Source organism: Kitasatospora sp. NPDC085464, assembly GCF_044541955.1.
GTDB lineage: Bacteria > Actinomycetota > Actinomycetes > Streptomycetales > Streptomycetaceae > Kitasatospora.
The window spans coordinates 143,118-165,955 of sequence record NZ_JBITTM010000004.1 but is presented as its reverse complement, the minus strand read 5'-3'; the positions used below and the strand labels follow the sequence as shown (position 1 = coordinate 165,955).

The following is a 22,838-nucleotide window of genomic DNA, read 5'->3' as shown; positions in this document are numbered from 1 at the left end:
GGTGCCACCGGTGACAACCCAAGGGAACGCTTGGGGTGTTCCCATGAATCCCGAGGATTGACCGGGGGGCCGGGCGGATTCGATCATCACTGCAGGGCCTGGCGGCAACCGGCTCGACCCCGCGGCGATCCGGACGCGATCCGAAAGCGATCCGGACGAGATCCGGACGCACGGCGGGGGCGCGCGGTGCCGACCCATGACGTGCCGAGAGGAAACCACCGTGTCCGTTCCGTCCGAGAAGAATTGCACCACCCCCGCCGAGCAGACCGACGCCGTCCCCCGCCGGACGGTGGCGGTGCTCGGCCCCGGGGGAGTCGGCGGCCTGCTGGCCGCCGTGCTGTCCCGCGCCGGCCACCGCGTGATCTGCCTGGCGGGTGAGCCGACCGCACGCGTCCTGCGCCGGGACGGCATCCACGTCCGCAGCCCCCAGTTCGGGGAGTTCACCGCACGGGTCGAGGCGCGCACCGAACTCCACGAACCCGTCGACCTCTGCCTGGTGACGGTCAAGCAGACCGCCCTGACCGCGGCGGTGCAGCGGATCGCCCCCGAGGCGGTCGCCGACGGCGTGGTCGTGCCGCTGCTCAACGGGGTCGAGCACGCGGCCGAGCTGCGTCGGCGGTTCGGCGAGGAACGGGTCGTCCCCGGCGTGGTGCGGGTCGAGTCGACCAGGGTCGCCCCCGGCGCCGTAGAGCACGGCAGTCCGTTCACCGAGATCGACCTGGCCGGCCCGCCCGAGCGGCTCGCGGACCTCGCCGGGATGCTCCGGGCCGGCGGCGTCCGCACCCGGGTGATCGAGGACGAGCCGACCGTGCTCTGGGGCAAGCTCGCCTTCCTGGCGCCGTTCGCGCTGCTCACCACCCGCCACGGGCTGCCGATCGGCCGGGTCCGTACCGAGTACCGGGCCGAGCTGACGGCCCTGGTCGCCGAGGCCGCCGCCGTCGGCCGGTTCTGCGGCGCCGTCGTCGATCCGGACCGCACCCTGGCGCTGTACGACGCCTTCCCGGCGGAGGCGAAGTCCTCGATGCAGCGGGACGCGGAGGCGGGCCGCGCGCTGGAGCTGGACGCGATCGGCGGTGCGCTGCTGCGCGCCGCGGACCGGCAGGGTGTCCCCGTGCCGCTCGCCGCCCGGCTGGTGGCGGAGCTGACGGCGGGGGCCGCGACGCGCTCCTGAGGGCACGGGCCGGCCGCGGCGGGAGCTGTCGCGGCCGGCTGCCGGTGCCCCGGTCCGGCGGTGCATCGGCCCGTCGGCCCGGCGCTCAGTCAGCCCGTCGGTCAGTCGGTCAGTCGGCCTGGTCCGGCGGGAAGAGCACCGGGTAGGCCTCGGCGAAGTCCGCCGAGCGCGAGACCTCGCGCCACTTGGTGTCGTCCGCGAGCAGTTCGCGGTCCATGGCGATGGAGCCCTCGGCCGCGTTGACGCCGAGGGGCAGGTGGTGGGGGATGTCGCGCCGCTTGGCCATCCGGACCAGGATCTCGGCGGCGCGGACGGGGTCGCCGGCCGTGCTCGCTCCGTCGCCGCCCTGCCGGAGCCGCCGGTGGACGGCACCGACCGTCTCGTCGTAGGCCTCCGGGATGTCGTGGACGAGCATCGAGGAGCCGGCCCAGTCGGTGCGGAAGCCGCTGGGTTCGACGACCAGCACCTTCACGCCGAACGGCGCGGTCTCGGCCCGCAGGACGCGACTGAACCCGTCGATGGCGAACTTCGCCGCCTGGTAGGAGGCGATGCCGGGCGAGCCGCCGACCCTCCCGCCCATGGACGAGAACTGGATGACCAGACCGCCCTTCTGTTCGCGCAGCAGCGGGAGGGCCGCCTTGGTGACGTTGTAGACGCCCCAGAAGTTCGTCTCGAACTGGGCGCGGAAGTCGGCGTCCTCGGTGGTCTCGATCGGCGAGACGTTGGCGTAGCCGGCGTTGTTCACCAGCACGTCGATCCGGCCGAAGTGCGCGTGCGCCTCGGCGAGGGCCGCGCGGGCGGCCTCCGGGTCGGTGACGTCGAGCGCGACCGGGAGGACCTGGTCGCCGAACTCCTCGACGAGGTCGCTGAGTTGACCGGGGCGGCGGGCGGTCGCGGCCACCCTGTGGCCGGCTTCGAGGGCGGCGCGGACGAGGGTGCGGCCGAAGCCGCGGGAGCTGCCGGTGATGAACCACGTCTGTTCCACGGTCTGTTCCACGATCTGTTCCATGCCCTTAGTAAAACACCGTTGCGGTAATAGCGCAACGGTGTTGTGGTAATACGGCAACGGTGTTGCTCTACGATGGCCGGGTGGAAGCAGCAGCATCGGAGTTCCGGCGGGCGCGCTCGCCCGAGGCCAAGCGGCAGCGCGAGGCCTCGATCCTGGAGGCGGCCCGGGCACTCGGCCGCGAGCGCGGCATCAGGGACGTCTCCCTGACCGACATCGCCACCGCGGTGGGGATGCACAAGTCGGCGCTGCTGCGGTACTTCGAGACGCGCGAGGAGATCTTCCTGCGGCTGACCGCGGAGGGCTGGCAGGAGTGGTCGGACGCGCTGTCCGCCCTGCTGCGGGAGGCCGAGGACCCGGGCCCGGCGGCCGTGGCCCGGGCGTTCGCCGGGACCCTCGCGGCTCGCGGGCTGTTCTGCGACCTGCTCGCGCACGCCCCGCTCAACCTCGAACGCCACGTCTCGCTCGACGCGGTGCGTGACTTCAAGCTCGCCACCCGCGCGGCCCGCGAGCCGATCGCCGCAGCCGTCCGGGCGCAGGTGCCCGCCCTGAGCGACCAGGACGTGGTCGACCTGGTCGCCACCGCCGTCTCGCTCGCCGGGGCGATGTGGCAGATCGCGAACCCGGGTGCGGAGGTCGCGGCCCTCTACCGGAGCGACCCGCGCCTCGCCCACGCCGTCATCGAGGTCGAACCCCGGCTGGCCCGCATCCTGACCGCGACGATCGTCGGGCTGGCCGCTGAGGCCGCTTCCGCACGGGACTGACCGCCCGGGCGCGCCCTCGACAGGAGCGGACCACCGCTGGTCAGGACGGAACCTCTCGCGGATCCCGAGTGGCCGGCCGGACGGCCTGTGGAGCCGGCCCCGACGATCGCTGGAGCCCGCTCGCCAGGGCTCCGGCGATGCGATTCCCTGATGGCGGGCCGGAGACCGACGGTGGGAAACACGCCGAGGCTCCGACTCCGTGCCACCGCACTTCCAGCAGGCCCGGCCTGCGGTGAACAGCCTTCCAGGACTTTCCAGGACAGCGGATCAAGGGAGAACGCGCGTGAAGATCAGCCGGAAGCTCGTCGTCAGCGCCGTCGCCGGCGGCATCCTCGCCGGGACCGTCGCGCTCGCCGCGCCGGCCAGCGCCGAGGTCAAGCCGATCGACTGCGGTGCCGCCCAGGGCCGCGGGGTGACCGTCTACTCCGGTGGCCCGAACAACTACCACGCGGTGCGCTGCTTCGGTTTCACGGGCAGCGGCTCCCAGACGCTCAGCGTCTGGATGACCGGCACCTCCGCCGTGGGCTCGGGTGTGAACACCGGTTACACCAACTACTACACCAGCGGCGGCCGTGACACCGGCGCGCGCTTCAACCCGTGGAGCATCACGCCCTACATCGACATGAACTCGACCACGTACTCGGTCAACATCTGGTCCTAGTCTCCACCGCGGCGGGCGCCGGGCACGGTCCCGGCGCCTGCCGCCGCTCCCAGGGACGGTTCGTCATGAACGCATTGCGCGGTACGACCCGACGCGCGGCCGGGCTGCTCGCCCTGGCGGTGTCGGTCGCGGTGTCGGCGGCGGCCGTCGCGGGTTGCGGCCCGGCCTCCGGCGGCGGCGCCGTGGCGGCGGTGCCCGCCATCGGCCCCGTCGCGACCATCACGACGGTGGAGCAGATCGTCCGGCCCATCGACACCTACCTGGTGACCCCGCAGCAGGTCACCACCCTGCAGGCCGCCGCGAACGCCCTGAACGCGCGGTGCATGCGGGAGTTCGGACTGCCGCCGGTGGCCTCCGACCTCATCGGGTTCGACGAGCAGGCCCTGCGGTACGACCGCACGCACGCCCCGCTGTACGGCTTCTTCGACCCGGAGCGGGCCGCCGTGAGCGGGTACGACCGGGTCCCCGCCCGGTCCGCGCCGGCCGCGCCCGTACCCGCGGCCGCACCGCCCTCGCCGGAGACGATGACGGTGGAGCACGGGGTGGACCCGACCGGGAAGGCGGTGCCCGCGTACGCCGGCAAGGCCGTTCCGGCCGGCGGCTGCAAGGGCGAGAGCACCCGCGGCGCGGGTGGTGCGCTCCCGCTGCCCGACCCGCAGGCCCTGCCGGACCACGGCCCCGGGGTCCCCACCGGCGATCCGCGCGTCCGCGCCGCCTTCGCCGCGTGGAGCTCCTGCATGGCGACCAAGGGCTACCGCTACCCGACGCCGCAGGACGTTCTGGCCGACACCTCCCTGCTGCCGGGGACGGCCGAGGTGAACGGCGTGGTGTCCGTCCGGCACTCGGCGCGGGAGCTCCGGCAGGCCTCCGACGACGTGGCGTGCAAGGTGTCGACCAACCTGGTCGGCATCTCGCTGGCCGTGCAGTCCGCCTACGACACCCGGTACGTCGAGAGCCACGGCCCGGCGCTGGCGGAGTACCGGCAGCGGATCGAGGACCGGGTCCGCGCGGCGGAGCGGATCCTCGGCGAGCAGGCCGAGGGCTGAGCCCGCCGGCTCAGCGGCCGGTGAGCAGTCCGGCCACCAGGGAGCGCAGCCCGTCCTCGTAGGTGTCCTCGGCGGTCAGCCGCTCCCAGTGCTCGCCGACCTCGGCGAGCCGGGGCAGTGCGACCGGGTCGAGTCCGGCGAAGACCTGTTCGCGGTAGGTCGGGCGGTCGTCCGCGGCGCGGCGGCGGGCTGCCGTCGCCCGGACCACGATCTCGCCGGCGGTGTAGTACCAGATCGCCCGGTAGCCCTGCACGGCCCGTTCGGGCGGGAGCCCGCAGTCGACCAGGCCGTCGACGATCTGCTCGACGAACCACAGGGCGTGGGTGGACATCAGGTCGTCGGCCGTCAGGACCTCCACGATCCAGGGGCAGGCGGCGAGCGCCCGGTGGATGGCGGCGGCCGCGGTGACGACCCGCTCGCGCGGCTCGGCCGGCAGCCCGGTGGGCGTCAGGGTGCGGGCGGCGTGGTCGTCCAGCAGCAGGACGAGCAACTCCTCCTTGTCGCGGACGTGGTGGTAGAGGGCCATCGGCGTGCTGCCGACCTCGGCGGCCAGGCGACGCATCGTCAGCTTCCCGACGCCCTCCTCGGTCACGATCCGGCGGGCCGCGCCGACGACCTCCTCGCGGGAGATGCGGGGAGGGCGGCCGGTGGCCTTGCGCGGTGCGGCGGGCTGCTGCGTCATGCCCCCATCATCCCCCGGCGCTCGACAGCGGAGATCGTCCGGGGTAGTTTCCTTACATGTACAAAAACTCGTTACGCCCCGGCCTGGTGCTGGCGGCGGTGACCGTCGCGCAGTTCGTCTTCGCGCTGGACATGTCGGTGGTCAACGTCGCCCTGCCCGCGATCCGCACCGCCCTGGGATTCGCACCACTCGACCTGTCCTGGGTCGTGCACGTCTACGCACTCACCTTCGGCGGCCTCCTGCTGCTCGGCGGCCGCGCCTGCGACCTCTACGGCCGGCGGCGCCTGCTCGTCACCGGCCTGGCCGTCTTCGGACTCTGCTCCCTCGCGGGCGGGCTGGCCCAGGAGCCATGGCAACTGGTCGCCGCCCGCGCCGGCCAGGGCATCGGCGCCGCGGCCGCCGCCCCGGCCGCGCTCGCGATGCTCACCACCACGTTCACCGAGGGCCCCCGCCGGGTCCGCGCGCTCGGCGTGTGGAGCGCGGCCAACGCGGCGGGCGGCGCCCTCGGCGTCCTCGCGGGCGGACTGCTCACCGAGTACGCGAGCTGGCGCTGGGTCATGCTGGTCAACCTGCCCGTCGTGGCGGTGGCCCTCGCGCTGCTCCCCGCGGCCGGGCCCGCCGGCGGACGGCCCGTCGGCGTACGGTCCTCCGGCGGACGGCCCGTCGGCGTACGGTCCTCCGGCGGACGGCCCGTCGGCGTACGGTCCTCCGGCGAACGGCCCGTCGGCGTACGGTCCGCCGAGGAACGGTCCGCCCGACGGGAGCGGCCGGACGTGCCCGGCGCCGTCCTCGCGACCGGGGGAGTGGGGCTGCTGGTGTTCGGCGTCGTCCGGACCGAGGCCCGGGGGTGGACCGCCCCGGCCACCCTGGCCACGCTCGCCGCCGCGGCCGTACTGCTGGCCGCCTTCGTCGTCACCGAAACCCGGGCGCCCGCACCGCTGTTGCGCCTCGGCCTGCTGCGCAGCCGCTGGGTCGCCGGGGCCAACCTGCTGGTGTTCCTGGCCGCCGCAGGGCAGTTCACCGCCTTCTACTTCGTCTCCCTCTGCCTGCAGCAGGTGCTGGGCCTGGGCGCGGCGGCCACCGGTGCCGCGTTCCTGCCCTTCTCGGCAGGGCTGGTCGCGGGCACCGTCGTCGCCACCCGGGTCACGGCGGCCCGCGGCCCGCGCGCCGCGCTCGTACCCGGCGCCCTCCTGGCCGCCGCGGGCCTGGCCTGGTTCGCCGGCATCAGCCCTGACGGCGGGTTCCTCACCGACGTCCTCGGCCCGTCCCTCGTGACCAGCATCGGCACCGGGCTGGTGCTCGCGCCGGTCGCCGCCGCCGCGACCACCGGCATCGCCGCGCACGAAGCCGGCCGGGCCTCCGGGCTGCTCAACAGCTCGCGCCAACTCGGCGGCTGCGTCGGGCTGGCCGCCCTCGCCACCGTCGCCGCCCACCGCACCGGAACCTCCACCGACCCCGGCGCGCTCAACGACGGCTACGCCGTGGGGCTGGCCGTCTGCGCCGCCCTCTTCGTCCTCGCGGCGGTCGTGGCGACCGTCGTGCTGCCCCGCCGCCGGCCGGACACCCCCGGCCCCCGACCCGCCGCCCCGGCGGAGAAGCAACCGGAAGGAACCCCCGCATGACGACGACCCCGACCACCGCGGTCGACCTCTTCGCCTCGGCCCTGCACATCCACCCCGACGGGAACGTCCTGGCCACCGGACGCCGGATGACCGGCGGCGACCCCGGCGCCTGGCAGGTCGCCACCTTCCACGTGGAGACCGACGCCGACGTCCACGCCGACCACTGGGAGATGCACCCAGCGGCCGAGGAAGCGGTCTGCTGTCTGACCGGCGGAGTCCGCGTACACTTCCGCCCCGCCGCGCCCGGGGACGCCGAGGAGACGGTACGGCTGACGGCCGGCCGCGCGGTCATCGTCCCGCGGGGCCGCTGGCACCGCCTGGAGCTCGACGCCCCCAGCGACCTGATGTCGATCACCCTGCGCACCGGCACCCGCCTCGAACGGCGCAGCGACACCCGCCTCGAACGGCGCACCGGCTCCCACTGAACCGGAGGCCGCCGGCCACGCGGCAGCGGCGCCCCGGAACGCCGCGAAGCCCGTGGTACCGCGGTACTACGGGCGCGCCGATGATCGGCCCCCGGTACCACGGTCCGGGCCGTCCCCGCCCCCTAGCGTGGAAGACCAGGGCGGCCGGGACGGCCCGGCCCCGGAGCACAGGGATGACCGATGATCGAGGCGCACCAGCTGACCAAGCGGTACGGCGAGAAGACGGCCGTCGACCGGCTGGACTTCACGGTCCGGCCCGGTACGGTGACGGGCTTCCTCGGGCCCAACGGGGCGGGCAAGTCCACCACCATGCGGATGATCGTCGGACTCGACGCCCCCACCGGCGGGACGGTCCGCGTCAACGGCCGCCGCTACGCCGAGCACGCGGCGCCGCTGCAGGAGGTCGGCGCGCTGCTGGAGGCCAAGTCGATCCACCCCGGACGCTCCGCCTTCAACCACCTGATGGCCCAGGCCCACACCCACGGCATCCCGCGCCGCCGGGTCGAGGAGGTCATCGAGATGACCGGGCTGCAGTCGGTGGCCCGCAAGCGCGCCGGGGCGTTCTCGCTCGGCATGGGCCAGCGGCTCGGCATCGCCTCGGCCCTGCTCGGCGACCCGGCCACCGTGATGCTGGACGAGCCCGTCAACGGCCTCGACCCCGAGGGCGTCCTGTGGATCCGCAACCTCCTCACCGGGCTCGCCGCCGAGGGACGCACCGTCTTCGTGTCCTCGCACCTGATGAGCGAGATGGCCCTCGTCGCCGACCACCTGATCGTCGTCGGACGGGGCCGGCTGCTGGCCGACACCACCGTGCAGGACCTGGTCCGCGAGGCCGGCGGCGACGTGGTCAAGGTCGCCAGCGCGGACCCGGCCGGGCTGCGCACCGCGCTCGCCGGACCGGGAGTGGAGATCACCGGCCGGGCCGGTTCGGAGGAGCTCCTCGTCAGCGGCCGCACGGCCCGCGAGATCGGCCTCGCCGCCGCCGAGCAGGGCATCGCCCTGTTCGAGCTCACCCCCCGGACGGTCTCCCTGGAGGAGGCGTTCATGGAGCTGACCCGCGACGCCGTCGAGTACCACGGCACCACCACCACTGCCGCCGGCACCACCGGCACCGAGACCACCAGGAGTGTGGCATGAGTACCGTCGCACCCAGCGCCACGTCCGCTCCGACGGACCTGCCCGCCGCCCGCCCCGCGTACAAGGTCACGGCGCTGCGCGTGCTGCGCTCCGAGTGGGCGAAGCTGTGGTCGCTGCGCTCCACCTGGATCACCCTCGGCCTCGCCCTGCTGTTCCTGGTCGCCTTCGGCCTGATCGCCGCGTCCCAGTTCAAGTCGCGGATCAGCGACGGCCGCCCGATGGACCGGGACTTCGCCGCCGCGAGCACGCTCAGCCTGTCGCTGTTCGGCACCAACTTCTCCCAGCTGGCACTCGGCGTCCTCGGCGTGCTGGTCGCCGCCGGCGAGTACTCGACCGGCATGATCCGCTCCACGCTCGCCGCCGTGCCGCGCCGCCTGCCGGTGCTGTGGTCCAAGGCCACCGTGTACGGGGTGATCGCGCTGCTGCTCGGCACCGCCGGCGCGTTCACCGCCTTCCTCGTCGACAGCCGGATCCTCGCGAGCACCCGCGCCGCGATGACCATCTCCGACGCCGGGGTCGTGCGCGGCCTGTTCGGGGCCGGGCTCTACCTCGCGCTGGTCGGCGTGATCGGCGTCGCGCTCGGCGCCCTGCTGCGCTCGGTGGCCGGCGGCATCGCCGTCCTGGTGGCCTCCCTGATGCTGATCCCCGGCCTCACCGCGCTGCTGCCCAGCTCCTGGCAGGACCACATCAGCCCCTACCTGCCCAGCCACGCGGGCCAGGCGATGTTCGCCCTCCAGCACGACGCCACCACGCTCTCGCCGACGGCCGGGCTGGTCGTCTTCCTGGGCTGGACGGTCCTCGCCCTGGCGGGAGCCGCCGTACGCCTGGTGCGCACCGACGCCTGACCCACCCTTCAGGCCCGCGGCACCCGCGGCACCCACGAGGCCCGCGGCACCCGCGGGCCTGAGAGACTCGGAGGGCGGCGTCGGCACGGACCGGCGCCGCTCTCCACGATCCCGGCCGCGAAACCGTCCACGATCCCGGCCCGGATCCCTTCCGCGATCGTCCCCACGATCGCCGAGCGCTTGCAGAACCACGGAGGTGCCCCCGGTGAGCGACCACGTCACCTCCACGGACCCGTCCGCCGGAGCCGAGATCCTCTCCGGCCCGGTGTTCGCGCGCCTGGCCCGGATCGGCCAACGGGTGCGCCAGGCCGACCGCAACCACCCGTGGGTGCTCGACACCGCCGTGGTCGTCGCCGTCTTCGTCGTCTTCTGCCTGCCCGACCTGTTCCCCTGGCACGGCGACGGCGGCCCGCGCGAGCACCGGATCGTCCTCGCCCGGCCGCCGCTGGCCGCGATGCTCGCGCTGCAGGCGGGCCTGGTCGTCCCGCTGCTGTGGCGCCGCCGCCGGCCCACGGAGGCCTTCGTCGCGATCATGGCGGTGTTCGTCCTGCAGTGGTCGCTGGGCGTCGGCCTGCGCGCCGACGCCGCCCTGCTGGTCGCCCTCTACAGCCTGGCCCTGCACGGCCGGCTGCGGCACCTGGCCTGGTCCTGCGGCGCCATGGTCGGCGCCATCGCCCTGGTCGCGGTGGCCGTCTCCGGCGGCGGGCTGCCCGTCGGCGACGCCCTGTTCTTCCTGTTCAGCGCCGCGACGGCGGCCGTCGCCCTCGGCATCGCGGTCCGCATCCGGCGCGCCCAGCTCGCCGGACTGCGCGAACGCGCGGCCCGCCTGGAGATCGAACGCGACCAGCGCAGCCGACTCGCCGCCGCCACCGAGCGCGCCCGGGTGGCCCGCGAGATGCACGACATCATCGGCCACAACCTGTCCGTCATCGTCACCCTCGCCGACGGCGGCGCCTACGCGGCCCAGGCCGCCCCCGAACGCGGCCGGGAGGCCCTGCAGCTGATCGGCGACACCAGCCGCCAGGCTCTCGGCGAACTGCGCCGGATGCTCGGCGTCCTGCGGGAGCAGGGCGAGGAGACCGCCGAGTTCACCCCGCAGCCCGGCATCGCCGACCTCGACGGGCTGTGCGCCCGCATCCGCGCCGCCGGCCCCCAGGTGGTCTACACCGCCGCCGGAGACCTCGGCCACCTCGACCGGGGCATGCAGCTGATGGCCTACCGCATCGTCCAGGAGTCGCTCACCAACGCCCTCAAGCACGCCGGCCCCGACACCCGGGCCCACGTCACCCTGAGCGCCGGCACCGACGGCCTGCGGGTCCGCGTCCAGGACAGCGGCCCGCCCCCCGGCGTGCGCACCCCCGCCCACCCCGGCGGCGAGGGCCAAGGCCTCGCCGGCATCCGCGAACGCGCGGCGCTGTACGGCGGCAGCGTCACGGCCGGACCGGGCCCCGGTGCAGGATGGACCGTGGAGGCCGTACTCGACCTCACCCCCGACCCGACAGGCGGCCCGACGTGACCACCGTCCTCATCGTGGACGACCAGCCACTCCAGCGCTACGGCTTCCGCATGCTGCTGGAGAGCCAACCCGACACCGAGGTGGTCGGCGAGGCCGCCCACGGCGCCGAGGCCGTCCGGCTGACCGCCGACCTGCGGCCCGACGTCGTGCTGATGGACATCCGGATGCCCGGCATGGACGGCATCGACGCCACCCGCCGGATCGTCGCCACCGGCGGCCGCTCCCGCATCCTCGTGCTGACCACCTTCGACCTCGACGAGTACGCCCACGCCGCCCTGCGCGCCGGAGCCAGCGGCTTCCTGCTCAAGGACGCCCGCCCCGAGGACCTGCTCTCCGGGATCCGCTCCGTCGCCGAGGGCGACGCCGTCGTCGCACCCGCCATCACCCGCCGACTGCTCGACACCTACGCCCACCACCTGCCGGTCCGCCCGCCCGGCGCGGCGCCCGTCGCAGACCCGCAGCTGGAGGCCCTGACCGAGCGCGAACGGGAGATCCTCGTCGCCATCGCCCACGGCTGGACCAACGGCGAGATCGCCGCACGCCTCGTCCTCGCGGAGTCGACCGTCAAGACGCACGTCAGTCGGGTCCTGGCGAAGATCGGCGCCCGGGACCGCGTGCAGGCGGTGATCTTCGCGTACGACCGCGGGCTGACGCGGCCGCAGCCGCCGGTCTGAGCCGCCGCGGGCGCCACCGGCGGTCGGGCGTCCGGCGAGCGGTCCGGGGGTGCGGGCCGCGAGGGCGGCCCGAGCGGGTCAGGCTGCGCCGCCGGTGTCCGGAGGTGCGGCGGTGGGCTGGAGCGGGTGCAGGACCACGGCGCCGATCGCGAGCCATCCGGCGGCGAGGAGCCAGCTGCCGAGGACGTCCAGGGGCCAGTGCACCCCGAGGTAGATCCGGCTGAGGCCGACCACCAGGGTGAACACGGCGGCCCACCCGGCGGCGGCCCGGGCCGCCGCCGGGTGGGCCCGGGCGACGGCCAGGGCGAGCAGGCCGGAGCTGACGGCGGAGGTGAAGGAGTGGCCGGACGGGAAGGAGAACCCGGACGCGTCCGTCGCCCACTCCGCCTGGGGCGGCCGGGGCCGTCCGCAGGCGTGCATCACGCCCAGCCGTAGGAGCTGGCCCGCGATCAGCCACAGCACCGGCGCCGCCAGCTGGAGGGCGGTTCGGCGGACGGGCCGCGGCGCGGGCGTGGCGCGGACGCTGACGGCCCCGGCGGCCAGGGCGAGGAGGTAGGGCACCACGGCGCTGCCGAGCCGGGTGAGTGCGACGGCCGAGCTCCGGGCGACCGCCGGGCGGTGGTCGGCGGCCCAGTCGGCGGCCGCCCGCTCGAAGGGGAACGGCGCCCAGGCGCGGGTGGCCAGCAGCACGGCGAGGGCGGTGAACAGCGCGGCGGCGACGCCCGCGACGAGGAGCCACCGTCGCCTGGCGCGGGCCTCCGGCGCGGCGGGCCGGGGCGGGCGCACGGTCCTCGGCGGTCGGTTCATCGGGTACGACGCCTTTCCTCGGGGCCGGGAGCCTGCCGCTGCCGCCGACCGGGCGGACGGCGGCACCGTCCCCATGCTCGCGGCGACCACCGCCCGGCTGGGCGCTGCCACGCCCGGTCGGCTGCGCCCGCCCGACGGCGCCGCCGACGGCATTGGACACCCCGACGCCGACGCCGACGCCGACCGCTCAGCCGGTCACCGGGATCCCCGCGTGTCGCAGGGCGGAGCGGGCCGCGTGGATTCCGCACAGGCCGTGGACGCCGGCGCCGGGTGGGGTGGCGGCGGAGCAGAGGTGGACGCCGGGGATGCCGGTGGCGTACGGGTCGAGGGCGGCGCGCGGGCGCAGGACGGTCTGGCGGGCGGTGTTGGCGCCCGTGCTGATGTCGCCGCCGACGAGGTTGGGGTTGTGGCGGGGCAGGTGGCGGGTCGGCAGGGTGGTGGTCGCCAGCACGCGCTCGCGGAACCCGGGCGCGAAGCGTTCGATCTGGGCGAGGACCGCCCAGGAGGCGTCCCCGTCGAAGCCGTGCGGCACGTGGGCGTAGGCGTACACGGGGTGGACGTCGCCGCGGGAGCGGCCGGGGTCGGCGAGGTACTGCTGGGCGACCAGGACGAAGGGGCGTGCGGGCAGCCGGCCGCGGGCGGTCTCCCGTTCGGCGTGGGCGACTTGCTCCAGGGTGCCCCCGAGGTGCACGGTGCCGGCCCGGCGGCAGTCCGGGTGGCGCCACGGGACGCCGCCCTGGACGGCGAAGTCCATGCGGAACGCCGCGGGCCCGTACCGCCAGCGCCGGTAGGCGCGCCGTACCCGTGGGGGCAGCCGGTCGCCGCAGAGGTCGGCGGCCGCGCCGGGCGCGACGTCCAGCAGGACGATCCGGCAGGGCGGCAGGTCGGCCAGTGCGCGGACCGGGTGTCCGGTCTCGATGCGTCCGCCGAGTTCGGCGAGCCGCGCCGCGAGGGCCGCGGTGATCCGGCCGGAGCCGCCCCGGGCGACCGGCCACCCGCGGTGGTGCGCGGCGGCGAGGAGGAGCAGGCCGACGGCGGAGGTGAGGGGCCGGTCGAGCGGGCGGAAGGCGTGTGCGGCGGCGCCGGCGAACAGGGCCCGGGCCCGGGCGGTGCGCCAGGTGCGGGCGAGCAGCGTGGCGGGCAGGGCGGCCCGTCGGCCGAAGTCGGCGAGCAGCAGGGGGTGCCGGGGGAACCGCAGCAGGGGGCGCAGTACGTCCTCGGCCAGGGCGTCGAAGTGCTCGCCGGGCCGGGCGAACACCCGCAGCCAGGCGTCGGCGTCGGCGCCGAGGGCGCGGGCGGTGTCGCGGACCGATCGCACGGCCGCGGCCGCCTCCCCGCCGTCGAGCGGGTGCGCCAGGTCGACCTCGGGCCAGGCCCACTCCAGTCCGTGCCGGGTGAGGTCGGGGGAGCGCAGCAGTGGGGAGGCCACGCCGAACGGGTGCACCGCCGAGCAGTGGTCGTGCAGCAGGCCGGGCAGGGTGCTCTCGCCGCTGCGGGCGCCGCCGCCGATCTCCTCGGCGGCCTCCAGCACGGTGACCGTGAGGCCGTGCTCGGCGAGCGTGACGGCGCCGGCCAGGCCGTTGGGCCCGGAGCCGACGACGACGGCATCGGTCATGTGCTGCCTCCCGGTGAACCTTCTCCCGGGACCCATGATGATCCCCGGTGTCCGTCTCCGCCGAGCCGCGCCGAGCCGTGCCCGCGCCGTGTTCGAGCTGAGCCGTCGTCACTTCCGGTGGAGCACCGCCGTGTACGGTCCGGCACCGGTCCGGAACCGACGGTCGACGCAGGACACGTTGTGTCCTATGGTGGACATCGTGTCCTCGCCGAGGCGCTCCCGGAGGTCCGGCCGGCGCGGGTCGCTACCGTGCGCTGCCCGCTGCCCGCTGCCCGCTGCCCGCTGCCCGCTGCCGTGCACTGCCCGCTCCGCTGCGCCTCCGCCCCGCCCCGCAGGGCCGAACACCCCTGGGAAGTGAAGGAGAACCACGGCATGGCCGACACGTTCGAAGCGGACAAGTCCGAGCTGGTGGACCTCGCCCGCCGCCGGATGCAGGCCGCGATCCCCGACAGCGGCTGGACGGTGCGCCAGAAGCTCGCGCTGACCTGCCGCATCCTGTTCGACGCCGGGCACGACTCCGGCCTGGCCGGGCAGATCACCGCCCGGGCCGAACGCCCGGGCACCTACTACACGCAGCGCCTGGGACTCGGCTTCGACGAGATCACCGAGTCCAACCTGCTGCTGGTGGACGAGGACCTCGACGTCCTGGAGGGCGACGGGATGGCCAACCCGGCCAACCGGTTCCACAGCTGGGTCTACCGCGCCCGACCGGACGTCAACTGCATCATCCACACCCACCCGCTGCACATCTCCGCGCTGTCCATGCTCGAAACCCCGCTGGTCGTCTCGCACATGGACACCTGCCCGCTGTACGACGACTGCGCGTTCCTGGAGAAGTGGCCCGGCATCCCGGTCGGCAACGAGGAGGGCGAGATCATCGCGGCCGCGCTCGGCGACAAGCGCGCGCTGTTGCTGGCCCACCACGGCCAGCTGGTCGCCACCGGGACCGTCGAGGAGGCCTGCACCCTGGCCCTGCTCTTCGAACGGGCCGCGAAGCTCCAGCTGCTGGCGAGCGCCGCGGGGAGGATCCAGGAGATCCCCGAGCTGCTGGCGCAGGAGGCGCACGACTGGATCTCCACCCCCAAGCGCGGCCAGGCGAACTTCGCCTACTACGCCCGCCGCGCACTGCGCGCCGGACACGGCGACGCCGTGGACCACCTGCCCGCTGCCGCCCCCACCCGGAAGGACTCCTGAGATGGCCGCGACCGTCCTCGACGGGATCATCGCCTACCCGGTGACCCCGTTCTCCCGCACCGACGGCAGCCCGGACCTCACCCGGCTCGCCGAGCTGATCGAGCGGCTGGTCGCCTCCGGCTGCCACGCGATCGCCCCGCTGGGGTCCACCGGCGAGAGCGCCTACCTCGACGACCGGGAGTGGTTCGACGTCACCGAGGCGTCGGTCGCCGCCGTCGCGGGCCGGGTGCCGACCGTGGTCGGCATCGCCGACCTCACCACCCGCAGCGCCGTCCGCCGGGCCCGGTACGCCGAGCAGGTCGGCGCCGACGTGGTGATGGTGCTGCCGCTGTCCTACTGGAGGCTGGACGAACGGGAGGTCACCCGGCACTACGAGGAGATCGCCGGCGCGATCGGCATCCCGCTGATGGTCTACAACAACCCGGCCACCGCCGGGGTGGACCTCCCGCCGGAACTCCTGCACCGGCTGGTCGACCGGGTGGAGAACATCACCATGGTCAAGGAGAGCAGCGGCGACATCCAGCGGATGCACCGGCTCGCCCAACTGTCCGACGGCGCCCTGCCGTTCTACAACGGCTCCAACCCGCTGGCGCTGGAGGCCTTCGCGGCCGGCGCGGCCGGCTGGTGCACGGCGGCGCCCTGTCTGATCCCGGAGCTCACCCTGGCCCTGTACCGGGCGGTGCGCGCCGGAGCGCTGGACACCGCCCGGCAGGTCTTCTACCGGCAGCTGCCGGTGCTGCAGTTCCTGACCGGCGGCGGCCTGCCGACCACGGTCAAGGCGGGCCTGGCGCTGCGCGGCCTGGACGTCGGCGAGCCGCGGCGGCCGCTGCTGCCGCTGGCCGGGGAGCGGGCGGAGCGGCTGGCCGCGCTGCTGGCCGAGGCGGGCGCCGGCGCGCCGGCCTGAGCCCGCGCGCCGGGCGTCACCGCCGTCCGTCGGACCCGTCGTGCGTCAGGGCAGCGTGGGGACCCGGTCCGACGGGCCGGCCGGGTCGTCGTGGATGACCACGAGGATCTCGGCCGGCTCCGCCCCGGTGCTCCGACAGCGGTGCGGCAGCGCGGAGTTGAAGTAGACGCTGTCCCCGGGGCCGAGCCGTACGGTCCGCTCGGGGAACTCCAGCTCCGCGGTGCCCGCGTGGACGAACAGGAACTCCTCGCCCGCGTGGGACTTGTACGCCGAGCCGGTCGCGTCGGTCGGCGGGTACATCACGAACGGCACCATCTGCTTGCCGCTGAGGCCGGTCGCGATGCCCTCGTAGTGCGGGGTGCCCGGGCCGGTCCCGCCGGCGATCGGGGTGCGTTCGCCGGCGCGTACGACGGTCACCAGCTCGGGCTCCACCTCGTCCGAGAACAGCCGGCCGACGTCGACGCCCAGGGCGTGCGCCAGTTTGAGCGCGGTGGAGATGGACGGGTCGCTGAGACCCCGTTCGACCTTGGAGAGGTAGCTCTTGGTGACGCCGACCTGCTCGGCGAGCGCCTCCAGACTGAGCCGGTTCTGCTTCCGCAGCACCCGCAGTCTGCTGCTCATGCGCCACCTCTCACCCGCGGAATCGTCCGGTCCATCATCCCATCGCGGACGCACGGGCCGTCGGGGTGGTCCCGGTGCTCAGGCCTCGCTGGACGCGGCCACGGCGGTGGCGGTCAGGAGCAGCCAGGCGAGCCCGGGGATCACCAGGGTGACGATGAGCGGCCACTGGGCCAGGCAGAGGATCAGGGCCCCGATGTAGGTGGGGAAGAAGATCGAGACGGCGGCGACCACCGGGGTCCCCAGGTAGCTGTCGCGTGGCCAGGCCAGGCCGTACGCGGTCAGGGCCGTCCCGGCGCCGACCAGGAGGGCCACCTTGAGGGTGGACAGCCAGGGGATGTCGGGGGTCGAGGCGCGGTGCCCGTGCCAGGAGACCTCGACCGGCCGGCCGTTCCAGACCTTCACGTCCACGTCGGTTCCGATCTTCGCCTCCCGGTAGAAGGCCTCGCCGACGCTGAAGGTGCGGCCGGGTGCGGTCTCGCGCGCCACGGTCAGGTCGTAGGTGGTGGAGTCGCTGCTGTTGTCGACCTTCCGTGCCGTCACCTTGCCGGTCTCGTGGCGTACGCAGGGGGCGCCGGGCGCGGCGGCGGCCGTGCCGCAGGCCGGGGCGGCGCGGTAGGCGTCCACCGAGCGGTAGGCGTCCACGAACCAGCTGAAGGCGAAGAGGACGGTGGCCAGGCCCGCCGCCACGAGCAGCGCCCGGGCCAGGCCCCGGGCGATCACCCAGTGGAGCCGGGGCCGGCCGGGCGGCCTCGCGTCCTCGATCCGTGCGTTCATCGAACCCCCTCGATCCCGTCCTGGGCACCTCCCCGATGCCCAGCAGGGATGATTCCAGGGAGCTTCCCGGCGGGGGAAGTCAATTCGAACTCCTTGTAACGCAGTTGTGGAACTTCTGTCGCCGTGGCCGGTCCGCTCAGGGGAGCGCGGCGGCGGTGGCGACCAGCGCGACCCAGCCGAGGAGGGGGATGCCCAGGGTGACGGCGAGCGGCAACGCCATCTGCAGGAGCAGGGAGCCGCCGACGAAGGCGAGGAAGCCGATGCCGAGGCCGGCGCCCGCGCCGCGGCCACGGTTGCGCGAGCGGACCAGGCCATGCACGGTCAGGGCCGATCCCATGGCGGCAGCGAAGCCCGTCGGCGGGTGCCGGACGCCCCCGGGTCCCTCATCCACGTCTCCATCGCCACCCCCACGATCGCGTCCCGGGCACCTCCCCGGGCGCCCAGCGGGATGATTCCAGGGCGGCGGTCGGCGGGGAGCAACTCGGCGCTCTTGTGAAGCAGTTGTGGAAGTCGCGGTGACGGGCTCCGCCGGACGGGCGGCGCGTTCGGGTCGGTACATTGCCGCCATGACGACCTCCGAACCGCTGAGCCCGGTGTCCCGCACCGCCCTGTCCGTCGCCCGGGTCCGGGCCTACGAGAGCTCCCGCCCCGACCCGCTGTTCGTCGACCCGTACGCCGCCGCGTTCGTCACGGCGGCCGACGCGCCGATGCCCGCCACCGGCCCGGGCAGCGACCTCGCCAAGGCCCTGGTCGCGCACGGCATCCTGCGCACCCGCTTCTACGACGACCGCCTGCTCGCCGCCGGGGCCGACCAGGTGGTGCTGCTCGCGGCCGGGCTCGACACCCGCGCGTACCGGCTGGACTGGCCCGCCGGAACCCGGGTGTTCGAGCTCGACCTGGCCCCGGTGCTGGCCTTCAAGGAGCGGGTCCTCGACGGGCTCGGCGCCGTGCCGAGCAGTGGGCGCACCACCCTGTCCGCCGACCTGCTCGACGACGGCTGGCCCGCCCGGCTGGTCGGGGCCGGGTTCGACCCGGCGCGCCGCTCGGCCTGGCTGGCGGAGGGCCTGCTGGTCTACTTCACGCCCGAGGAGGCGGCCGGACTGTTCACGGCGGTCGCCGGCCTGGCCGCCCCCGGCAGCCGGCTGCTGCTGGAGAAGGGCCAGGACGTGAAGGCCACGCCGCACGACCCGGCGCTCGCCCACATCACCGGGCTGTGGCGCGGCGGCCTCGGCCCCGACACCCACGGCTGGCTCGACCGGCACGGCTGGACCACCGCCCTCACCACCCTGGACGGCCTCGGCGAGACGTACGGCCGCCCGCTGTCGCGGCCCACCACCAGGGGCTTCATCGAGGCCGTACGGCGTGCGGACGGCTGACCGCGCCGCCACGGGCCGGCCCGGCCGCCGGGCCCCCGACCCGCTGTCGAACCGCCCCCGGCCGGTCGGGCGTCATGTCCATGCGCTGGTCGATCACCCAGTCCGGGCGCCCGCGCCTGGTGCGTGCGACCACTCGTTCCGCCCGGTCTCGCGTTGCTTCAATCGCCGTGTCGATCAATCGAGGACGGTGACGGAACGTGGACCTGAACACGGTGGTGGAGCTGCGCGACGCGCGGCGGCGCGGGCCCTGGCGCCAGGGGGACGCCTGGCTCGGCGGCGGGACGTACCTGTTCTCCGAGCCGCAGCCGCACATCCGCCGGCTGATCGACCTCAGCCGGATGGGCTGGGAGCCGGTGCGGCTGACCCCCGACGGCGACCTGGAGATCGCGGCCACCTGCACGATCGCCCAACTGCCGCGCTTCGCCGAGGCCCTGGACCGGCCGGCGGCCCCGCTGGTCGAGCAGTGCTGCCGGGCCTTCCTCGCCTCCTGGAAGATCTGGCACATGGCCACCGTCGGCGGCAACCTGTGCAACGGGCTGCCCGCCGGGCCGATGATCTCGCTGACCGCCGCGCTGGACGGCGTCTGCACCCTGCTCGCCCAGGACGGCGCGGTGCGCGAACTGCCGGTCGAGGACTTCGTCGTCGGCGCCGGGGTGAAGGACCTGCGCCCCGGCGAACTGCTCCGCTCGATCCGCCTGCCCGCCCGGGCCCTGGCGCGGCGCACGGCGTTCCGGCAGGCCTCCCTCTACGGGCTCGGCCGGTCCGCCGCGCTGATCATCGGCACCCGCGACCCGCTCGACGGCGAGCTGGTGCTGACCGTCACCGCCTCCACCGTGCGCCCGATCCGGCTGCGCTTCCCGCTGCCGCCGAACGCGGCGGCGGTGCACGAGGCGATCGCCCGCGGGATCGAGCCGCAGGAGTACTTCGACGACATCCACGGGCACCCGGCCTGGCGGCGGCACATGACCTTCCGGCTGGCCGAGGAGATCCGCCGCGAGATCGTCCAGGAGCACCGCAGCGGTGAGGAGGACGCACGATGAGCTTCTCCGTCCGGGTCAACGGCGAGGACTTCGACGCCGAGCCGCGCGCCGGCCAGTGCCTGCGCACCTACCTGCGCGAACGCGGCTGGTTCGGGGTGAAGAAGGGCTGCGACGCCGGGGACTGCGGCGCCTGCACCGTCCAGGTGGACGGCGAGCCGGTGCACAGCTGCCTCTACCCGGCGCTGCGCGCCGGGGGCCGCGCCGTCACCACCGTGGAGGGACTGGCCGAGGAGGGCGGTGAACTCCACCCGCTGCAGCAGAAGTTCCTGGACGCCCAGGGCTTCCAGTGCGGCTTCTGCACGGCCGGCATGCTGATGACGGCCTCGGCCCTCGACGAGGAACAGCTCGCCGACCTGCCGCGCGCACTGAAGGGCAACCTGTGCCGCTGCACCGGCTACCGGGCGATCGAGGACGCCGTCCGCGGCGTGCGGCACACCGAACGGCCGTGCGCCGGCCAGGCCGTCGGCCGCAGCCTGGGCGCCCCCGCCGGTCCCCAGGTGGTGACCGGCACCGCCCGCTACACCTTCGACGTCGACGTCCCGGGCCTGCTGCACATGAAGCTGCTGCGCTCGCCCCACCCGCACGCCCGGATCGTCGCCGTCGACACCGGGGACGCGCTGCGCGTCCCCGGCGTGGTCGCGGTGTTCACCCACGAGGACGCGCCGGACACCCTGTACTCCTCGGCCCGCCACGAGCACCCGACCGAGGACCCGGACGACACCCGGCTGCTGGACGACACCGTCCGCTTCGTCGGCCAGCGGGTGGCCGCCGTCGTCGCCGAGAGCGAGGGCGCGGCCGAGGAGGGCTGCCGGCGGATCGTCGTCACGTACGAGCCGCTCCCGTACGTGCTCGACCCGGACGAGGCGATGGGCCCGGGCGCCCCGGTGATCCACCCCAAGGGCCCGGAGTCCCGGATCGCCCGCCCGCAGGACAACGTCTGCGGCGAGGCGCACGGCGAACTGGGCGACGTCGAGCAGGGCTTCGCCGAGGCCGACGTGGTGTACGAGGAGACGTTCCGGACGCAGCGGGTGCAGCACGCCAGCCTGGAGACGCACGGCTGCGTCGCCTATTTCGAGGAGAACGAGGAGACCGGCGAGGAGCGGGTCGTGGTGCGCTCCTCCACCCAGGTGCCCTTCCTGACCCGGCGGGCCCTGTGCGACCTGCACGGCCTGCCGATGGACAAGGTCCGGGTGGTGGCGGGCCGGGTCGGCGGCGGGTTCGGCGGAAAGCAGGAGATGCTCACCGAGGACATCGCGGTGCTGGCGGCGCTGCGCCTGCACCGGCCGGTCAAGCTGGAGTTCACCCGCGCCGAGCAGTTCTTCGGCGCCACGACGAGGCACCCGTTCACCGTCACCGTCAAGCTCGGCGCCAGGAGCGACGGCACCCTGACGGCCCTGCAGTTCCGGGTCGTCGCCAACACCGGCGCCTACGGCAACCACGGGCCGGCGGTGATGTTCCACAGCATCGGCGAGTCGATGGGCGTCTACCGGGCGCCGCACAAGAAGGTCGACGCCTACTCCGTCTACACCAACGCGGTGCCCGCCGGCGCCTTCCGCGGCTACGGCTTCGGCCAGGTCACCTTCGCCGTGGAGTCGGCCATGGACGAACTCGCCCGCCGCCTGGGCATCGACCCGCTGGTGCTCCGGGAGAGGAACGTCATCGGGCCCGGCGAGCACATGGAGGGCCCGCTCGGCGAGGAGGAGGACCTGCACATCGCCTCGTACGGGCTCGACCAGTGCCTGCGGGTGGTCCGCGACGCCCTCGCGGACGACACCAGCGCCGAACTCGCCCCCGAGGGCTGGCTGGTGGGCCAGGGCTTCGCCATGGCGGCCATCGCCTGCGGCCCGCCCGGCGGCCACATCGCCGACGCCACGGTGAAGCTGCTGGCCGACGGCACGTACGACATCGCGGTGGGCACCGCGGAGTTCGGCAACGGCACCACGACGGTGCACAAGCAGATCACCGCCGGCGCGCTGGGCACCACCGTGGACCGGATCGCCGTCCGGCAGTCCGACACCGACGTCGTCAAGCACGACACCGGCGCGTTCGGCTCGGCCGGTACGGTGGTCGCGGGCAAGGCGGTGATGAAGGCCGCCAACGCGCTCGCCGAGCGGATCCTCTCCTTCACCGCCGAGTACGCCCGCACCCCGCGCAGCCTGCTGCCGCTGACCGCCGAGGCGGTGGAGTGCGACGGGCGGACGGTGCCGCTCAAGGAGGTGTACGAGGCCGCGCACGGGCAGGGCGTGGAGCTCGGCGCCGACGGCCACTTCGGCGGCTCGCCGCGCTCGGTGGCGTTCAACTCCCAGTGGTTCCGGATCGCGGTGGACCCGGACACCGGTGAGATCCGGATCCTGCGCAGCGTCCACGGCGCCGACGCCGGCAGGGTGATGAACCCGCTGCAGTGCCGCGGCCAGGTCGAGGGCGGCGTGGCCCAGGCGCTCGGCGCGACGCTGTTCGAGCAGGTCCTGGTCGACGACCGGGGCGAGGTCACCACGGCCGCGTTCCGCCGCTACCGGCTGCCCGCGTTCGCGGACGTGCCGCGCACCGAGGTGCACTTCACCGAGACCTCCGACGCGATCGGGCCGCTGGGTGCCAAGTCGATGTCGGAGAGCCCGTTCAACCCGGTGCCGCCGGCCTTCGCCAACGCCCTGCGGGACGCCACCGGCATCCGCTTCACCGAGGCGCCGTTCCTGCGGGACAAGGTCTGGCGGGCCCTCGACGAGCACCGGCGGCGGCCCGCGTCACCGTGAGCCGGCCGCGCCGGGCCGGGGGCGGGCCAGGTGCGGGCCGGGGATGGGGCGGTCCACTGTCGGGACCACCGGAGCGCACCCCCGTCCGCCGCCCTGCCGTCAGGCGATCCCACAAGAGCCGAACCGCCCCGTCCGCCTTGTGTTTACGATGCCTGACACGCGTCAGCCATCGCATGTGCGAGACCCCCACTCGTCCATGGTGCACAAG

General features: G+C 74.7%; 22 protein-coding genes. 15 read left to right on the top strand and 7 right to left on the bottom strand.

The window, feature by feature from the left end; translation table 11 throughout:
• Positions 1-220: 220 nt before the first annotated feature.
• A complete protein-coding gene (locus ACIGG8_RS05225; protein WP_396545910.1) occupies positions 221-1,171 on the top strand; it encodes a ketopantoate reductase family protein in 951 nt (316 codons plus the stop codon).
• Between the two features lie 109 nt (positions 1,172-1,280).
• Here the strand turns inward: ACIGG8_RS05225 and ACIGG8_RS05220 are convergent, their stop codons facing one another.
• A complete protein-coding gene (locus ACIGG8_RS05220) occupies positions 1,281-2,180 on the bottom strand; it encodes an SDR family NAD(P)-dependent oxidoreductase (RefSeq protein ID WP_396545909.1) in 900 nt (299 codons plus the stop codon).
• An 80-nt stretch (positions 2,181-2,260) separates the two neighbouring features.
• Between ACIGG8_RS05220 and ACIGG8_RS05215 the strand changes: the two genes are divergently transcribed.
• From ACIGG8_RS05215 to ACIGG8_RS05205, 3 genes are all read left to right on the top strand, one after another.
• The gene (locus ACIGG8_RS05215) at positions 2,261-2,941 is read left to right on the top strand and encodes a TetR family transcriptional regulator (RefSeq protein ID WP_396545908.1); all 681 of its coding nucleotides are present in this window, start codon (positions 2,261-2,263) and stop codon (positions 2,939-2,941) included.
• 283 nt (positions 2,942-3,224) lie between these two features.
• A complete protein-coding gene (locus tag ACIGG8_RS05210; protein ID WP_350628471.1) occupies positions 3,225-3,602 on the top strand; it encodes a hypothetical protein in 378 nt (125 codons plus the stop codon).
• Positions 3,603-3,667: 65 nt separating this feature from the next.
• Entirely contained in the window at positions 3,668-4,648 is a 981-nt protein-coding gene (locus ACIGG8_RS05205; RefSeq protein ID WP_396545907.1) for a hypothetical protein, read from the top strand.
• Between the two features lie 10 nt (positions 4,649-4,658).
• Here ACIGG8_RS05205 and ACIGG8_RS05200 read toward each other — a convergent pair whose 3' ends face one another.
• Positions 4,659-5,330: a TetR/AcrR family transcriptional regulator gene (locus ACIGG8_RS05200; RefSeq protein WP_350522803.1), complete on the bottom strand. Its 672-nt coding sequence runs from the start codon at positions 5,328-5,330 to the stop codon at positions 4,659-4,661.
• Positions 5,331-5,386: 56 nt separating this feature from the next.
• On the opposite strand from ACIGG8_RS05200, the gene ACIGG8_RS05195 reads away from it, so the two are divergent.
• The 6 genes from ACIGG8_RS05195 (at position 5,387) to ACIGG8_RS05170 (ending at position 11,549) form a co-directional block, all read left to right on the top strand.
• Positions 5,387-6,952, top strand: a complete 1,566-nt coding sequence (locus tag ACIGG8_RS05195; RefSeq protein ID WP_396545906.1) for an MFS transporter — start codon at positions 5,387-5,389, stop codon at positions 6,950-6,952.
• Complete coding sequence (locus ACIGG8_RS05190) at positions 6,949-7,377, top strand: cupin domain-containing protein (protein WP_396545905.1); 429 nt, start codon at positions 6,949-6,951, stop codon at positions 7,375-7,377. The genes ACIGG8_RS05195 and ACIGG8_RS05190 overlap by 4 nt, the downstream gene beginning before the upstream one ends.
• 180 nt (positions 7,378-7,557) lie before the next feature.
• The gene (locus ACIGG8_RS05185; RefSeq protein WP_396545904.1) at positions 7,558-8,514 is read left to right on the top strand and encodes an ATP-binding cassette domain-containing protein; all 957 of its coding nucleotides are present in this window, start codon (positions 7,558-7,560) and stop codon (positions 8,512-8,514) included.
• Positions 8,511-9,359, top strand: coding sequence for an ABC transporter permease (locus tag ACIGG8_RS05180; RefSeq protein WP_350522799.1), 849 nt, complete (start codon positions 8,511-8,513; stop codon positions 9,357-9,359). Before ACIGG8_RS05185 ends, ACIGG8_RS05180 begins: the two co-directional genes overlap by 4 nt.
• 205 nt (positions 9,360-9,564) lie before the next feature.
• Positions 9,565-10,875, top strand: coding sequence for a histidine kinase (locus ACIGG8_RS05175; protein ID WP_396545903.1), 1,311 nt, complete (start codon positions 9,565-9,567; stop codon positions 10,873-10,875).
• Entirely contained in the window at positions 10,872-11,549 is a 678-nt protein-coding gene (locus ACIGG8_RS05170; RefSeq protein ID WP_396545902.1) for a response regulator, read from the top strand. Before ACIGG8_RS05175 ends, ACIGG8_RS05170 begins: the two co-directional genes overlap by 4 nt.
• A 78-nt stretch (positions 11,550-11,627) precedes the next feature.
• Here the strand turns inward: ACIGG8_RS05170 and ACIGG8_RS05165 are convergent, their stop codons facing one another.
• Together ACIGG8_RS05165 and ACIGG8_RS05160 are read right to left on the bottom strand one after the other, a co-directional pair.
• Positions 11,628-12,356: a phosphatase PAP2 family protein gene (locus ACIGG8_RS05165; RefSeq protein WP_396545901.1), complete on the bottom strand. Its 729-nt coding sequence runs from the start codon at positions 12,354-12,356 to the stop codon at positions 11,628-11,630.
• A 187-nt stretch (positions 12,357-12,543) separates the two neighbouring features.
• Complete coding sequence (locus ACIGG8_RS05160) at positions 12,544-13,971, bottom strand: phytoene desaturase family protein (RefSeq protein ID WP_396545900.1); 1,428 nt, start codon at positions 13,969-13,971, stop codon at positions 12,544-12,546.
• Positions 13,972-14,343: 372 nt separating this feature from the next.
• Between ACIGG8_RS05160 and ACIGG8_RS05155 the strand changes: the two genes are divergently transcribed.
• Complete coding sequence (locus tag ACIGG8_RS05155; protein WP_396545899.1) at positions 14,344-15,165, top strand: aldolase; 822 nt, start codon at positions 14,344-14,346, stop codon at positions 15,163-15,165.
• Position 15,166: 1 nt separating this feature from the next.
• Positions 15,167-16,069, top strand: a complete 903-nt coding sequence (locus ACIGG8_RS05150) for a dihydrodipicolinate synthase family protein (protein WP_396545898.1) — start codon at positions 15,167-15,169, stop codon at positions 16,067-16,069.
• Between the two features lie 45 nt (positions 16,070-16,114).
• Here ACIGG8_RS05150 and ACIGG8_RS05145 read toward each other — a convergent pair whose 3' ends face one another.
• From ACIGG8_RS05145 to ACIGG8_RS05135, 3 genes are all read right to left on the bottom strand, one after another.
• On the bottom strand, positions 16,115-16,690 hold the full coding sequence (locus ACIGG8_RS05145) for an XRE family transcriptional regulator (RefSeq protein ID WP_350522792.1): 576 nt from the start codon (positions 16,688-16,690) through the stop codon (positions 16,115-16,117).
• Positions 16,691-16,768: 78 nt separating this feature from the next.
• Positions 16,769-17,464, bottom strand: a complete 696-nt coding sequence (locus ACIGG8_RS05140; protein WP_396545897.1) for a hypothetical protein — start codon at positions 17,462-17,464, stop codon at positions 16,769-16,771.
• 136 nt (positions 17,465-17,600) lie between these two features.
• Positions 17,601-17,801, bottom strand: coding sequence for a hypothetical protein (locus tag ACIGG8_RS05135; RefSeq protein WP_396545896.1), 201 nt, complete (start codon positions 17,799-17,801; stop codon positions 17,601-17,603).
• A gap of 229 nt (positions 17,802-18,030) precedes the next feature.
• Here ACIGG8_RS05135 and ACIGG8_RS05130 point away from each other — a divergent pair, with 229 nt between their 5' ends.
• The 3 genes from ACIGG8_RS05130 (at position 18,031) to ACIGG8_RS05120 (ending at position 22,630) form a co-directional block, all read left to right on the top strand.
• Positions 18,031-18,840: an SAM-dependent methyltransferase gene (locus ACIGG8_RS05130; RefSeq protein ID WP_396545895.1), complete on the top strand. Its 810-nt coding sequence runs from the start codon at positions 18,031-18,033 to the stop codon at positions 18,838-18,840.
• Positions 18,841-19,037: 197 nt separating this feature from the next.
• Complete coding sequence (locus ACIGG8_RS05125) at positions 19,038-19,880, top strand: FAD binding domain-containing protein (RefSeq protein ID WP_396545894.1); 843 nt, start codon at positions 19,038-19,040, stop codon at positions 19,878-19,880.
• Positions 19,877-22,630, top strand: a complete 2,754-nt coding sequence (locus ACIGG8_RS05120) for a molybdopterin-dependent oxidoreductase (protein ID WP_396545893.1) — start codon at positions 19,877-19,879, stop codon at positions 22,628-22,630. The genes ACIGG8_RS05125 and ACIGG8_RS05120 overlap by 4 nt, the downstream gene beginning before the upstream one ends.
• Positions 22,631-22,838: the final 208 nt, after the last annotated feature.

Coding starts and splice junctions, on each gene's coding strand:
- ACIGG8_RS05220 (WP_396545909.1), bottom strand. CDS start 2,180: ATGGAACAGATCGTGGAACAGACCGTGGAACAGACGTGGTTCATCACC.
- ACIGG8_RS05205 (WP_396545907.1), top strand. CDS start 3,668: ATGAACGCATTGCGCGGTACGACCCGACGCGCGGCCGGGCTGCTCGCC.
- ACIGG8_RS05200 (WP_350522803.1), bottom strand. CDS start 5,330: ATGACGCAGCAGCCCGCCGCACCGCGCAAGGCCACCGGCCGCCCTCCC.
- ACIGG8_RS05195 (WP_396545906.1), top strand. CDS start 5,387: ATGTACAAAAACTCGTTACGCCCCGGCCTGGTGCTGGCGGCGGTGACC.
- ACIGG8_RS05190 (WP_396545905.1), top strand. CDS start 6,949: ATGACGACGACCCCGACCACCGCGGTCGACCTCTTCGCCTCGGCCCTG.
- ACIGG8_RS05185 (WP_396545904.1), top strand. CDS start 7,558: ATGATCGAGGCGCACCAGCTGACCAAGCGGTACGGCGAGAAGACGGCC.
- ACIGG8_RS05180 (WP_350522799.1), top strand. CDS start 8,511: ATGAGTACCGTCGCACCCAGCGCCACGTCCGCTCCGACGGACCTGCCC.
- ACIGG8_RS05165 (WP_396545901.1), bottom strand. CDS start 12,356: ATGAACCGACCGCCGAGGACCGTGCGCCCGCCCCGGCCCGCCGCGCCG.
- ACIGG8_RS05160 (WP_396545900.1), bottom strand. CDS start 13,971: ATGACCGATGCCGTCGTCGTCGGCTCCGGGCCCAACGGCCTGGCCGGC.
- ACIGG8_RS05155 (WP_396545899.1), top strand. CDS start 14,344: ATGGCCGACACGTTCGAAGCGGACAAGTCCGAGCTGGTGGACCTCGCC.
- ACIGG8_RS05150 (WP_396545898.1), top strand. CDS start 15,167: ATGGCCGCGACCGTCCTCGACGGGATCATCGCCTACCCGGTGACCCCG.
- ACIGG8_RS05145 (WP_350522792.1), bottom strand. CDS start 16,690: ATGAGCAGCAGACTGCGGGTGCTGCGGAAGCAGAACCGGCTCAGTCTG.
- ACIGG8_RS05140 (WP_396545897.1), bottom strand. CDS start 17,464: ATGAACGCACGGATCGAGGACGCGAGGCCGCCCGGCCGGCCCCGGCTC.
- ACIGG8_RS05135 (WP_396545896.1), bottom strand. CDS start 17,801: ATGGGATCGGCCCTGACCGTGCATGGCCTGGTCCGCTCGCGCAACCGT.
- ACIGG8_RS05130 (WP_396545895.1), top strand. CDS start 18,031: ATGACGACCTCCGAACCGCTGAGCCCGGTGTCCCGCACCGCCCTGTCC.
- ACIGG8_RS05120 (WP_396545893.1), top strand. CDS start 19,877: ATGAGCTTCTCCGTCCGGGTCAACGGCGAGGACTTCGACGCCGAGCCG.